The sequence below is a fragment of the Rossellomorea sp. KS-H15a genome, assembly GCF_024195245.1.
Taxonomy (GTDB): Bacteria; Bacillota; Bacilli; order Bacillales; family Bacillaceae_B; genus Rossellomorea; species Rossellomorea vietnamensis.
In genome coordinates this window covers 2984404-2998620 of sequence record NZ_CP096886.1, presented here as the reverse complement: position 1 = coordinate 2998620, position 14217 = coordinate 2984404, and the positions used below count along the sequence as shown (strand labels likewise).

Sequence of the window (14217 nt, the reverse complement as noted above, 5' to 3'; positions counted from 1 at the left end):
GGAGGACATCACAGTGGCAGAAATTAAAGTTCCAGAATTAGCAGAATCAATTACAGAAGGTACGATTGCACAATGGCTGAAGCAGCCAGGGGATTATGTTGAGAAAGGCGAATATATCGTCGAGCTTGAAACCGATAAAGTAAACGTGGAAGTCATTTCAGAAGAAGCCGGTACAATCCAGGAGCTTAAAGCTGATGAAGGCGATACGGTTGAAGTTGGACAAGTGATTGCCATTGTAGGTGCAGGCGGAGAAGCCAATGCCACTTCAGATGCAAAGGAAGAAGCGCCTAAGAAGGAAGAGAAGACGGAAGAAGCACCAGTTGAAGAAACACCAGTCAAAGATGAGAAAAAGAATCGTCCGATCGCTTCTCCGGCAGCTCGCAAGTTAGCCCGTGAGAAAGGCATCGATCTGTCCGATGTTCCAACAGATCCACTTGGACGTGTTCGTAAACAGGACATAGAAGCCTATAGCAATAAACCGGCAGAGGCTCCTTCTAAACCTTCTGCACAGGAGAAGAAGGCTCCAGCAAAGAAAGATGATGGAAAGCCAGTGGTACGTGAGAAAATGTCCCGCCGACGTCAAACCATCGCGAAACGATTAGTCGAGGTTCAGCAGACAGCTGCCATGCTGACGACATTCAATGAAATTGATATGAGTAAAGTCATGGAGTTACGGAAACGCAAGAAGGACAAATTCTTTGATGACCATGATGTAAGACTTGGATTCATGAGTTTCTTTACTAAGGCAGTGGTAGCGGCGCTTAAGAAATTCCCTTATGTAAACGCTGAAATTGATGGGGATGAAATCGTCCTTAAGAAGTTCTACGATGTCGGCGTGGCCGTATCCACGGATGATGGATTGGTTGTACCTGTCGTACGTGACTGTGAACGAAAGAATTTCGCAGAAATTGAAGGGGAAATTATGGAACTGGCTACTAAGGCCAGAAACAATAAGTTATCCCTTGGAGACCTGCAAGGTGGGTCATTCACCATTACAAATGGTGGGGTATTCGGCTCATTACTTTCCACTCCGATCTTAAATGGACCACAGGTTGGAATTCTGGGGATGCATAAAATCCAACTTCGTCCTGTAGCCATTGATAAGGACACAATGGAGAATCGTCCGATGATGTACATTGCTTTATCATATGATCATAGAATCATTGATGGAAAAGAAGCGGTTGGATTCCTGGCAATGGTTAAAGACTTACTTGAAAACCCTGAAGATTTACTTCTTGAAGGGTAAACCACTCTGATTGAATAGTGATAGATGAATGTTTGGCTGATTCATATGACCCCTGGTGGTATATGAGTCAGCCTTTTTTTCACATATTTTAACCAAGAGCATAAAATGTGGTTAAACAAAATAAAGTTTCCTTAAGGAAAATTGTGGACAACAGCCGGAGAGGGTGGGGGAAATGAACGCTTATCACTCAAAAAAAGTGCTTCAATATTCTTATTTATTTCATAAGATCGGACTTCTGGATCACGATCAATTTAAGCAAATAGAGGAATACCATGGATTAAAAGTCATGAAAAAAGACAGACTCAAATGAACGTGAGTCTGTCATCAATATCTCAGGGGGTGAGATCGTTTGATTTTTAATTTTTTTGTTTATTTACAGCGTCAAGATTTCCTAAAAGGTTTCAATCCACGGTTACGAATTTCTTTCTTAAGAAGCGATATCCAGTCTTGATCATTCCCTTGTTTCTCAGCATCACGATAAGCTGCCACCAACTGTTCATTACTTAAGATTTTCATGACCAACCTCCCAGGAAATGTATAAAATATAGAATTTTCTATATTTTCTATTTATTCTACAGAGAAAACATTCATTTGAAAAGTGTTTTTTCATAAATTCCTTCTAAAGTTGTATTTTTAGTTGTTTTGTTGAAACTGGTTTAAAGAAGGCGCTTTTTGTCTTGTGAGACCAAGGAGGAATTGTTGGATTTTGTCGACAGGGTGATACCGGACTATTTATCCTGTATTAGAGGTATGAAGTAATTAGTTTGAAAATTTAAATTTTTGTGATAATATACACGCATAAGGAACTGAAATTTCACCTCTTGAATCACTTACGGAAGGTTCCGGTTTATACAGGGTCATACTAAAGGGGGAATATCATTTGTCAGAGATTTTACACACTACAGTAGGGGATCTTCTCGAAGAAAAAGCAAGCATTCAGCCGAACATTGAAGCGGTCGTCTATGCTGACAGGGGGTTAAGATGGTCCTATCATGAATTTAACCAATTATGCAGACAGGCCGCAAAAGGCTTCATGAAACTTGGCATCAATAAAGGGGATCATATAGCCATTTGGGCATCGAACACACCTGAATGGTTAGTGAGCCAGTTCTCCACCGGTAAAATGGGTGCCGTACTGGTCACAGTGAACACAAATTATCGAAGTGCTGAATTAGAATATTTACTAAGACAATCAGATAGTCAGACGATTATTTTGATGGAAGAATTCAGAGGTGCGTCATATATTGACATGCTCTATGAAATCTGTCCGGAATTGAAATTTTCTGAGCCTGGAGAGCTGAAAAGTGCCAAACTGCCTTTCTTGAAAAATGTGATTGTTCTAGGGAATAATTCCTATCCGGGTACATATAGCTGGGAGGACATCATGGAGAAAGGGAAGGAAGTGGAAGAGAATGATCTTGACGAAAGACTTTCCAGCCTATCCCCTCATGATGTCATCAATATGCAATATACGTCAGGGACGACAGGGTTTCCGAAAGGGGTCATGCTCACTCATTCCAATATCGTAAATAACGGGTATAATATCGCCGGATGCATGAGACTCGGCAATGAGGATCGTTTGTGCATTCCAGTTCCATTCTTTCATTGCTTCGGGTGCGTGCTGGGGGTCCTGGCTTGTGTTTCTGTAGGAGCCACAATGGTCCCCTTACAGGAATTCGATCCCCGTCTGGTCTTGAAGACGGTCCAAGATGAAAAGTGCACAGGCCTTCATGGAGTTCCTACCATGTTCATTTCCGAGTTGAATCTCCCTGATTTCGATCAATATGACCTATCCCATCTTCGCACAGGTATCATGGCAGGCAGTAATTGTCCGATTGAAGTGATGAAAGGGGTCATGGACAAAATGGGAGCAGATGAGATTACGATCGCCTATGGGCAGACAGAGTCATCTCCCGTGATCACCCAGACACGTACCCATGATCCGATTGAATTAAAGGTCGAAACCGTTGGGAAATCACTGCCTAATGTCGAAGTGAAAATTGTGGAGCCCGGTTCAAATCGGGAAATCCCTTATGGAGTCCAGGGAGAATTGTGTACCCGTGGATACCATGTCATGAAAGGGTACTATAAGAATGAAGAAGCGACAAGGCTTGCCATTGACGATGAAGGATGGCTTCATACGGGTGATTTAGCCGTCATGGATGAACATGGTTATTGCAGGATTACAGGTAGATTAAAAGATATGATCATTCGAGGTGGTGAGAATATTTATCCGAGAGAGATTGAAGAATTTCTTTATTCCCATCCTAAGGTCTTGGATGTACAGGTCATTGGGATTCCGGATGAGGTTTATGGTGAAGAGGTCATGGCCTGGATCATATTGAAGGAAGGACAAACTGCGACCTCTGAAGAGATCAGGGAGTATTGCACCGGAAAGATTTCACGGCATAAAATCCCAAGATATATCGAATTTACTGATGCCTACCCGATGACTGCTTCAGGAAAAATCCAAAAGTTCCGTTTAAGGGAGCAGGCGAAGCAAACCGCCATCCCCAAAAAGTAAATGAAAAATTGAAAGCGTTTCCTCTTAAAGGACATCTCTACCGTAATGGTGGAAATGTCCTTTTTTATGAATATTTGTATAAGGAAAGCAGAGGATACTGAAATTTTAAAGATCATTTGATAAAATATAATAAAGCTAGTTTAGTTGATTAACTGTAATGAAGTTATGTTAACAAGAGAAAGGGGTAACAGGGTGTACGTTTTTGTCTATGGTACGTTAAGAAGACACGAAAGTAATCATTCCTTACTAAAGGATGCTTCATTGGTCAGAGAGCAAGCCTGGGTAGAAGGAATTCTATATGAAACGAATAAAGGTTATCCAGCCCTGAAAGAAGGCAATGGAACAGCCTATGGCGAAGTATATAAGATCGACTCCGACATCTTATTGAAGATCGATGAGCTTGAGGATTTTCTGGAAGATCGTGAAAAGAACCTATTTATCCGAAAACTTAAAGAAGTGGAAACAGACACCGGAACCCGGGAAGCATTTGTCTACTATTCCGAAGACAAAGCATTATTTCAAGAAGAAATTCCTTCAGGAGACTGGAAGGTCCATCAATTTCTTAAGGGAAAACCAGAAAGTACACTATATTTCGCATACGGATCCTGTATGGATGATGATCGATTTAAAAAAGCACAGGTGGATCACCATTTTAAGGATTGCCTTGGAGCGGGTGTATTGGAAGGATATACAATGAAATATCTCTTTCAGGTACATGATGGAGGCCGTGGAGATATTATTGAAGATGGAGGAACGATGGAAGGGGTTGTATATGATATCCCCAAAGAGGCTGTAGAGTACCTGTTTACAAGGGAGGGGGTCACCCCGGGTTGGTACAGGGCGGCTTTCATCGACTTACTGATAAACGGCAAAACGTATGAAGATGTACTGACCTTTATCGTAAAGGTGAAATACGATGAAACATGTCCTCCCGATCATTACGCCAGGGAAATCCTCAGGGGAAGCCTTCCACATGTAAGTCGGTCTTATCATGAAAAACTACAAAAACAGTTATTGGAAATAGGTATGACGAAAGATCAAGTGGAGAAGCTCCTTACGTTAAGTTAAGGTACGGGCGCTTCACGAATCATGAGTGGTTTTCGTCTTAATCCGATAGGGTATTTAATGAGTGACCAGGTGGGTTCAGGGAGAGACACAAAATGCATTGTGTGAAAAGAGGTGTGTGATGGACTTTTTACTTCATTTGGTTGATCAGTTTGGTTATATTGCCATGTTCCTATTCAGTTGGGTTGTGTTTGTTGGTTTACCGGTACCTAACGAAGTGGCTGCCGCATTAGCCGGATATCTCTCTGAATGGAGACATTTTAATCCGTACACCTCTTTTTTGTTTATGTATAGTGGATTGATCTCCTATGGAATTTTTGCCTTCATGAATGGACGATATTTTGGCACTAAGCTAACATCCCGGATGAGGAATGGGAACAGATCCAAAAAGCTCATTGAAAACGGAGAAGCCTGGCTGAACAAATTTGGTCCATTGGCCATTTCATTCAGCTATTTTATACCCGGTATCAGGTTAGTCATGCCATATATTGCAGGGACAACAAGAGGGATCTCCTTCATGAAGTATCTTCTTTATGCCCTACCATCAGCTTTCGTATGGGGAATCGTCTATTTTCAGATTGGACGGTACTTCCCTAAGAGCTTTCAGGTGCTGTTAGAGGAAATAAGCCTAAAAGCGGGGATCATTTTCGTCATTCTTTTTGTTACACTGATTATTTACGGACTCTTCTTCACTATGAAAAAAAAGCAACAGTTCAGCAAAGTAAGGTATCGAAAATAATAAAAGACTGATGGAGGTATTGTCATCAGCCTTGTTCATCGATCATGATCGTGAAATACTTTCCGAATATCCCTATCGCTTTAACCGTGATTCTGGAACCTTGCTCATCCTCATAGATCTTGCCGATCGTGTTAAACAACAAGTACCCATTCTTAATATTTGATCCTGTTTCAATCAGGGTTGTATAGGAATTCCCCTCCATTTTTTTTGTGCAGGTTATGGAAGCGTGGCATTCGATATCGTATTCTTTTAATAGCCAAGAGTAAAACTGTTCTTCATTCGGCCGGTGCGTGCTCATATAGAATAGTAGAAGGATGGAGAAAATCATCCCTATTCTGATTAATCCTTTTTTCACGAATATCGAACCTCTCCCAATATGTTATCTCCTATAATATACCATATAACGATTGTTCGGTGTGTCAAAATCCATAAAAAATCGACAAAAAACTATATAACGGGCGTCGGAGATCGGTTCAACAGAATTCCGGTTTAGATAGTAGTTGAACTAATGCGCCTGTAAGAATATACTAGTAGCATAGTTCCATTGAAAAGGAGGTTATCGACTTGATCCATAAAACTTGGACGGAGAATCATTCGAATAAAAAGATAAAGTGTGTACATACGGACGCAAAGAAATACACAGTTGCGAATGTCCTTACAGTTGGAAAAGAATATGAAGTGAAAAACGAATCAGAAGAATACTACTTTGTCATCGATGAAAGTGGCAAAATGGGAGGATTCTACAAAGAATACTTCGAAGAGGTCTAAACCATCCTCCAGCTGATTTTTTCCTGAACGGAAGAAATCAGCTTTTTTCATGTTAACTTTACGAAAGATAGTATCGTAATCTTCTTTTTTAAGCTCTTTTCCTATTTTTGGTGGCTATTTAAAGAAGGGAGTAGTGGTTGATTTCCGCTGCAGGTGCTCGCTTTCCGCGGGGCGTGAGTTGAGCCTCCTCGGGCTTTGCCCTGTGGGGTCTCAACTTTCCCGCTATTCCCCGTCGGAGTCGAGCACCTTCCGCTCCAATCAACTTTCTAAGATTATGGAGGACAAATTTTCTTCCATACCTTTTGATAATATTAATCTTCATCGAATCCAGTGATGGACTTTAACATGAATAATAAAATTTTATTTTATTCGATTTTTCACTTTTAAGCTCTGTCATGATATCTCATTTTGATGGTGAGGGGAACGGCGTAGACTCCTGCGGAAAAACGGGCGTGCCGAGACCCCGGAAGCGAAGCTGAGGAGGCTTGGCCGTTCGTCCGCCGGAAAGCGAAGGCGTTCTCCTCACCATCTATCCCATACTCATTGACAGAGCCTGGCAGTTTCTATGTTAGAAAACAACAATCATTGCGAAAAGAGCATTTATCATTGTGTTTTTCAAAGAGGTTTAAAATAGGGATGGATGGGGAGACGAGAAATGAAGAAATCTTTTAGTAAACGGGTGGTTACTCTACAGGACATGTCATCACTGAAAGAATTATTTATGAACTATGAACTGAAGGCATTTGGAGAAAGGCAAACGAGCGAAGAAGAAATACAAGAGATGGTGGAATCGATTCCGGAAACGGATCGCATAGGTCTTTGGCATAATGGGGAATTGGCTGCCCTCTCCATCTTGACTGAAAAAGATCATCGCCTGCCCTCTTTAATTCTTACTAACCCAAATGAACATATGGATCATTATATAAAGGAAATGGTAAAAGAATTAGTATCATCGGCTAGAACCCGGAAAATGATGAAAGGTGAAAACAAAACGATCATCTTATCTGCAAATCTTGAAGTAGAGAAAAAGACTCTCGAACAATGTGGGTTTACGGCAACCCGCTTCTGGTTTCAGATGAAAAAGGATCTTGAAGATTTGACGAATACCTCCATTCCTTCTTCTTATCAGATAACAAGTTTCAATTCCGATACTGAAACTCATTGTCTTCATGAACTGTTCGAAGAGGTTTTTTCGGACCATTTTGATTATCACCCGACCGAATTGGAAGAATTCAAGAAGCGTTTTCTTCGCCCTACTTTCGATCCTACTCTTTGGTACCTATTGAAAGAAGAAGACAATCTCATAGGATTTATCCTTTGTACTGTCAATGAAGAGACCAGGATGGGGGAAGTTTCTCATCTCGGAATTCAGAGAAGCTTGCGTCGCAGGGGACTTGCCCATCATTTACTTCATTACGCATTCCACAAGCTGAAAGAACGCGGGATGAAAACTGCAGCCCTATCCGTAGACAGCGACAGCTACACCGATGCCACAATTGTCTATCAAAAAGCCGGCATGTATGTCTATAGGGGATTCACCCGATATGATCTGAACATATAAAAGTTTACCACACCCGGAAAAGGGTGTTTTTTTCTTGATCTGCCGAAATAATAAATGTGTGCAGACCCTTTGCAGTGTAAGCGCTATTACATGTAGAATGACTAGTATGTGAATTGGAAAGGATGTCAGAGCATGAATTTGGAAAGAGAACTACCGGAATCGGTCACTCGTATAATAAATGAAAGAAAACAAGCATTTGCTCGTACTGAGAACCACTCATTGATCGGCGAAGGGGGATATACGGCAAGTGAAGATTACATCATTGAGGACAGCATCATCTCCCTTTCCCTGGGGAAAAACCTTCTCCTAAAAGGACCTACGGGGTCTGGAAAAACAAAGCTTTCCGATACATTATCATCTATATTCTCTCAGCCGATGCACAGTATCAACTGCTCTGTTGATCTCGATGCAGAAGCATTATTAGGATATAAAACGATCAGCGAAAGGGATGGGAAAAATACCATCGATTTCATTGAAGGACCTGTAATCCAAGCAATGAAAAATGGTCACCTGCTCTATATCGACGAAATCAATATGGCCAAACCTGAAACATTGCCGATTTTAAACGGTGTGTTGGATTATAGAAGAAGTATTACGAATCCATTTACAGGTGAAGTCGTGAAGGCTGCTCCCTCATTTGGTGTTGTAGCCGCTATCAATGAAGGGTATGTAGGTACGGTTCCGTTAAATGAGGCCCTGAAAAATCGCTTTGTTGTCATAGACGTACCTTATATTGAAGGGGATACGCTGAAGAGTGTCATTGAAAGTCAGAGTAAGCTTGTGGATGACAAGCTCATCTCCCAATTTGTAAATTTGTCTTCGGATTTATTGATCCAGGTGAAAAATGGACAAATTTCAGAAGAAGCAGCATCGATCCGTGCTCTCCTTGATGCCTGTGACTTGGCTCTGTATCTCCCTGCCAAACGTGCGATATTGAGGGGAATTGTTGATAAGCTTGAAGATGAACGTGAGAAAGCGGCTATTCTGAATATAGCAGAAACCTTATTTGAATGAGGGATTTGTAATGCATCGATTTATTCAATTTAATGATGAAAACATTGATTCATTTTTAGTGATGGAAATGGCTGATCTTACAAAGACACTGTCTAAGAATGGGGATATGAACCTGAAATATGGTCCATTTTCTTATTTGGACTATAAAGAGGAAACGGTCTATGTCAGTCATTTCTGGGATCATCGAAAAAGAGATGATGAAGTCCGTGGGTTGAAAAGTGATATCTACTTGAGGACTATCGGTAACCTCCATGAAACGGTGAAGGAAGATGTGATAAATTACATTGAAAAAGTAAAAAACACTTCGGTCCCCCGATTTGCAAAGCAATTATTTGTCATCGGGGAAGAGATACGATTAGAGGAAATTTGTAAATCCAAACGCCCGGGCACCAAGAAATCATTTGACACAAGAAGAACATTATACCGTCAGCACTTTGAAGCCCAGCTTAAAGTGAATTTGACGAAAAGCGTGTTTACAGATGCTCTGTTCAATTCGGTTTACCTTCTTCTTCACGCCCAATCCCCGTTGGAACAACCGGTGAAGATCAATGAGGATATCGACCTGGCCATGCCGTTTATTCATGGGCAGATTACCCGATTTTATGAGACCCGTCAGACGAAGGACGTTGTGAGGGTAGCTTTGGAGATTGTTGAGGTTGTGGATGAAATTGTTCAGAAAGATATGTTGAATGAATACTTCCATTTGCCTGAAGACGTCTATGAGATAGAAGAAATGTCCGGTGAAACCTTTGACGATCTAAAAAGGAAAGACCCCCTGGAGAATCATGATGTACTGGAAGAAGAAAGCACAGGGGAAGAAGAGATCATAGATGAAGAATTCCGTACATGGCACAGGGAAACAAGTGACAAAGGAGAATCATTCCTGCAGTTCGATCTGGATCAAGGTTCGCAATCCGACCTCATGGGAGAAGGTGTACGTGAAGGAGATGATGGTGATCAGGCTTTGGCAATGGTTCAAGGCTCTATGCAGGAGACAGAACGGGAGCAGTACCATGATGTGAAAGCCGAGGAGCAGGAGAGGGAAGAGTCAGCAGGGGGAGAAAGTGAGTATGGAAAGGACAATCGCTTCGCCATACCTCACTTTCTTACCCCGTCTGTTCCCACTTCTGAAGAAAAGCTAAAGTATAGTCAGAACAAAGCAATGGTAGCGCCGTTTCAAAAAAAGCTTCAGAAGATGATTGAGAAAACACTGGAACATAAGCGTATACAGCCGCGCAGCGATCTGCATTTCGGCAGATTGAACAACAAGTTATTACGGTTCATAACAGACGATAATCCAAGACTTTTTTACAAAAAGCAGAATCCTTCCTCAGAGATAGACGCAGTGTTTTCTCTATTGGTCGATTGTTCAGGCTCCATGTATGACAAAATGGATCAGACGAAGCTCGGTATCACGTTGTTTCATGAATCGTTAAAATCAGTCAGGGTCCCACATGAAGTCGTCGGCTTCTGGGAAGACACGAATCGTGCGTCCAAGACCAGTCAGCCGAATTACTTAAATCCTGTGTTGAATTTCTATACTTCACTGAAACCAGGCAGTGGTTCTGAAATCATGCAGCTCCAGCCGGAAGAAGACAATCGGGATGGTTTTGCGATTCGTTTGATGACAGAAAGAATTCTGATGCGGAATGAAAAACAAAAATTCCTTCTTGTTTTCTCAGATGGTGAGCCTGCAGCCATGGAGTACGAACAAAATGGAATTGTCGATACACACGAAGCCGTTCTGGATGCAAGGAAAAAGGGAATTGAAGTCATCAACGTCTTTTTATCAAACGGTGAAATCGATGAATCCCAAAGAAAAACCATCCAAAATATTTATGGGAATTACAGCATCCTTGTTTCAGATGTGGAAGAACTCCCGGAAGTATTATTTCCTTTACTTAGAAAGCTCCTATATAAGAGTATTTAATTGATAAAATGACGACTACCAGGTTACTCTGTAGTCGTCATTTTTTGCGTTTCCTTGTTATCCTTTTTCAATGAATGGAATGGATTTTAATATCCAAGGAAATTTCTGTATACTAAAGGAAGATGAGTGTAGGTTCCTGTTAAGAATTGGTGGGAAGATGAGTCTTGGGTAGGTTAGTAAATAAACAAGATAGGGAAATGATAATAGTGTACAAGGGAGGAGGAGACATTTATGGAAGAGCTGGATATGCATCATATTTTCGAACTCGGTCTTATATTAGTCATGATTGCAGCCGGTATAACGGCGATTTCTAAGAAATTCAAGCAGCCCTATCCGATTGCCCTCGTGATCGTTGGAGCGTTGATCGGGTTATTCAATATACCTGTATTGGAGCCGCTTAAGGCTTTCATTACAGAAGGTGAAGTCTTTAATTTCGTCATTATCACCTTGTTTTTACCAGCTCTTTTGGGAGAAGCGGCATTGAAGCTACCCTATTCCCATCTTAAGGCCAATAAAGAACCGATCATCGCATTGGCTTTCGGTGGAACGTTGATTTCATTTTTAATCGTCGGTTTTTCAGCGTATTATTTCTTTGATTTCTCTATTCAGGCAGCTTTTGTATTCGGAGCCCTGATGAGTGCAACGGATCCTGTCAGTGTATTAAGCATTTTCAAGAGTGTTGGCGTTAAGAAGAGATTGGCCGTTGTGATTGAAGGCGAAAGCTTATTCAATGATGGTCTAGCTGTTGTATTATTCAATATTTCCGCCTTTTATCTTGTGTCATATATCGATGCTGGATGGGCGGGCCTTGGGAGCGGTTTGTGGGAGTTCATCAGGGTGGTCTCATTGGGACTGATCATCGGTGGTTCCCTGGGGTATGCCTTTTCGATTTTAACGAAGTACTATGATGATTATCCACTTGAAATCATTTTTAGTGTCATCCTATTTTACGGTTCCTTCCTTCTTGCGGAAAGTGTTCATGCTTCAGGAGTCATCGCCGTGGTCATTGCAGCACTGATTTTCGGGAATTTCGGCGGGAAGATCGGAATGAGTCCCACTACCAAGTTGAATATCAACAGTTTTTGGGATGTGGCAGCATTACTAGCGAATTCTTTGGTTTTCCTAATGGTCGGTCTTGAGATAACAAGGATCGACCTCCTCGAGAAATGGCCATACATATTCGCAGCCATACTTGTCGTATTAGTGGCAAGGAGTATAGCCGTTTATACAAGCTTGTCCCTTATCGGGAACTTCCCGCATATGTGGAAGCACATATTGAATTGGGGAGGATTGAAAGGATCTCTCTCGATTGCTCTTGTACTGAGTCTGCCACGGGACTTCCCAGGCAGGGAGGACGTGTTGATCCTTGGCTTTAGTGTTGTCTTATTCAGCCTGGTTGTCCAGGGACTTACCATCAAACCGTTAATCAATGTATTGGGCATTAAGCCGAAAGAGGAAGGAAATGAGGAATTCGAGAAATTACTTAGTCAGCTTCATCGTTATGAAATGGCGATATCAGAGATTCATCGTGTGAAACAAAAGCTCTACATCACTGACCCAATTTCGAAGGAGCTCATTGATACATACGAAAAAAGAATCGATATGCTGAAAGCACAATTGGATGACTTATTTGAACGCAACCCGGTTCTTAAAGAAAAACAGCTCTCTACACTTAGAAAACACGCCATGTATGCAGAATATGAGGCGGTTGCAAAGCTAGAAAAAGAAGAAATCATCAGTAGTGCCATTGCGGAGAATGAATATGACAGTATTACGGACAACATCGTGCATAACGAGGATAAATAAATCAAATTACGTGGATAAAAGGATTTCCCGGCATAAGTAGTAAGGGACCATGGGCTCTTCAAAGATGAAGAGCCCATGGTCCCTTTATTGCTATCGAAAGAATGAATCTCCAGTCTTACCAAGATGAATCAAAATCATAAAGGTAACATGATCATTTAAGATTCTCACGTTTCAAGATGCTCTTGAAATGTGAGAATGTATCGAAACTTGCTTTACCATGATACGCACCCATTCCGCTGGCGCCAACCCCACCAAAAGGAAGATAGTGAGATGTCATGTGGTTGATTGTATCATTGATCGCGCCGCCTCCAAATGAGATATTGGTCAATATTTCATCCTGAAGGGTTTCATTTTCAGAGAAAAGATAAAGTGCCAACGGCTTCGGACGCTTCACAATTTGATCAATCACTTCAGAAGTGTCTTCATATTCAATGATCGGGAGGATCGGTCCGAAAATTTCATCCTGCATGATCGGATCTTCCCATGAAATCGAATCAAGAATCGTCGGTTCAATGACGAGATTTTCACGGTCTGAGGCTCCACCGGTAACAATGCTCCCATTGTCCAGAAAGCTTTTCAGGCGATCAAAATGCCTTGTGCTAACAATGTGGCCAAAATCTGGGTTATGAATGATATCGTCCCCGTAACTGGCATGGATGGCTACTTTGAGTTTTTCCAACAGCTCGTTCTTTACTTCAGGATGGACGAGAACATAATCCGGAGCGACACATGTTTGACCCGCATTCGCAAATTTCCCTCTTGCAATTCGTTTCGCCGCTTCATCAATGTCCGCATCTGAATGTACAATTGTAGGACTTTTACCACCAAGTTCAAGCGTCACGGGTGTTAAATGCTTGGCTGCAGCTTCAGCCACGATTTTCCCGACACCCGTGCTTCCTGTGAAGAAAATGTAATCGAAATTTTCCTTGAGCAATGCTGTGCTTGTTTCAACTTCTCCTTCGACGACATGTAGATACTCTTCCTGGAAGTGGTCATTGATCATGCCTGCAAGCAGTCTTGAAGTGTTCGGGGTCAATTCCGATGGTTTCAGGACAGCGGTATTGCCGGCAGCGATCGCTCCAACAAGGGGTGCCACGGCAAGTTGGAATGGATAGTTCCATGGAGCGATGACAAGGATCGATCCATAGGGCTCTGGATAAATAAAGCTCTTTGCCCCTGAATGTGTATCAGGTGTTTGAACTTCCCCAGGTGACGCCCATCCATTAAGATTCTCTAAGGTGAAGTCGATCTCACCAAGAACAAGGCCGATTTCTGCCCGCTTAGCTTCAATTTCGGGCTTATTCAAATCTTCCTTTACAGCATTGATTATGTCATGTTCATGCGTTTGGATAAGATCCTTTAACTTAGTCAAAGCTTCTATCCTGAAGTTGGTATCCTTTGTAATACCAGTACGAAAGAATGTTTGCTGTTTATTGATAAGTTCTTGGTAGTTTTCCATATTAAAAACTCCTCTTCTCTTTGATGAATAGTAACACTTATGCTTTTCCCGTATTGTACCGCAGATACTCTTGGGAACTATTTCTTGTGTTTCAATAAAATTGTG

13 protein-coding genes are annotated in these 14217 nt (G+C 41.7%); 10 read left to right on the top strand and 3 right to left on the bottom strand.

Annotation, left to right across the window (positions count from 1 at the left end; genetic code table 11):
- The first annotated feature begins 13 nt into the window (after window positions 1-13).
- Window positions 14-1246: a 2-oxoglutarate dehydrogenase complex dihydrolipoyllysine-residue succinyltransferase gene (odhB, locus tag M1J35_RS15240; RefSeq protein WP_034758881.1), complete on the top strand. Its 1233-nt coding sequence runs from the start codon at window positions 14-16 to the stop codon at window positions 1244-1246.
- Between the two features lie 172 nt (window positions 1247-1418).
- Window positions 1419-1556, top strand: a complete 138-nt coding sequence (locus tag M1J35_RS15235) for a hypothetical protein (RefSeq protein ID WP_156030008.1) — start codon at window positions 1419-1421, stop codon at window positions 1554-1556.
- A 71-nt stretch (window positions 1557-1627) separates the two neighbouring features.
- On the opposite strand, the gene sda is transcribed toward M1J35_RS15235, so the two are convergent.
- Window positions 1628-1762, bottom strand: coding sequence for a sporulation histidine kinase inhibitor Sda (gene sda, locus M1J35_RS15230; RefSeq protein ID WP_034758885.1), 135 nt, complete (start codon window positions 1760-1762; stop codon window positions 1628-1630).
- A 373-nt stretch (window positions 1763-2135) separates the two neighbouring features.
- Here sda and M1J35_RS15225 point away from each other — a divergent pair, with 373 nt between their 5' ends.
- From M1J35_RS15225 to M1J35_RS15215, 3 genes are all read left to right on the top strand, one after another.
- Complete coding sequence (locus M1J35_RS15225; RefSeq protein WP_254653773.1) at window positions 2136-3770, top strand: AMP-binding protein; 1635 nt, start codon at window positions 2136-2138, stop codon at window positions 3768-3770.
- 192 nt (window positions 3771-3962) lie between these two features.
- Window positions 3963-4838, top strand: coding sequence for a gamma-glutamylcyclotransferase family protein (locus M1J35_RS15220; protein ID WP_254651644.1), 876 nt, complete (start codon window positions 3963-3965; stop codon window positions 4836-4838).
- 118 nt (window positions 4839-4956) lie between these two features.
- The gene (locus M1J35_RS15215) at window positions 4957-5574 is read left to right on the top strand and encodes a DedA family protein (RefSeq protein ID WP_254653772.1); all 618 of its coding nucleotides are present in this window, start codon (window positions 4957-4959) and stop codon (window positions 5572-5574) included.
- 25 nt (window positions 5575-5599) lie between these two features.
- On the opposite strand, the gene M1J35_RS15210 is transcribed toward M1J35_RS15215, so the two are convergent.
- Window positions 5600-5929 carry a hypothetical protein gene (locus tag M1J35_RS15210; protein WP_254651643.1) on the bottom strand — a complete coding sequence of 110 codons (330 nt, stop codon included), beginning with the start codon at window positions 5927-5929 and terminating at the stop codon, window positions 5600-5602.
- 209 nt (window positions 5930-6138) lie between these two features.
- On the opposite strand from M1J35_RS15210, the gene M1J35_RS15205 reads away from it, so the two are divergent.
- The 5 genes from M1J35_RS15205 (at window position 6139) to M1J35_RS15185 (ending at window position 12653) form a co-directional block, all read left to right on the top strand.
- Complete coding sequence (locus M1J35_RS15205; protein WP_079531868.1) at window positions 6139-6342, top strand: DUF6501 family protein; 204 nt, start codon at window positions 6139-6141, stop codon at window positions 6340-6342.
- Window positions 6343-6997: 655 nt separating this feature from the next.
- Entirely contained in the window at window positions 6998-7903 is a 906-nt protein-coding gene (locus M1J35_RS15200; RefSeq protein ID WP_254651642.1) for a GNAT family N-acetyltransferase, read from the top strand.
- Between the two features lie 132 nt (window positions 7904-8035).
- A complete protein-coding gene (locus M1J35_RS15195) occupies window positions 8036-8917 on the top strand; it encodes an ATP-binding protein (protein ID WP_254651641.1) in 882 nt (293 codons plus the stop codon).
- Between the two features lie 10 nt (window positions 8918-8927).
- A complete protein-coding gene (locus M1J35_RS15190; RefSeq protein ID WP_254651640.1) occupies window positions 8928-10847 on the top strand; it encodes a vWA domain-containing protein in 1920 nt (639 codons plus the stop codon).
- Window positions 10848-11078: 231 nt separating this feature from the next.
- On the top strand, window positions 11079-12653 hold the full coding sequence (locus tag M1J35_RS15185) for a cation:proton antiporter domain-containing protein (protein WP_254651639.1): 1575 nt from the start codon (window positions 11079-11081) through the stop codon (window positions 12651-12653).
- A gap of 151 nt (window positions 12654-12804) precedes the next feature.
- On the opposite strand, the gene M1J35_RS15180 is transcribed toward M1J35_RS15185, so the two are convergent.
- Window positions 12805-14112 carry an aldehyde dehydrogenase gene (locus M1J35_RS15180; protein WP_254651638.1) on the bottom strand — a complete coding sequence of 436 codons (1308 nt, stop codon included), beginning with the start codon at window positions 14110-14112 and terminating at the stop codon, window positions 12805-12807.
- Between the last annotated feature and the right edge of the window lie 105 nt (window positions 14113-14217).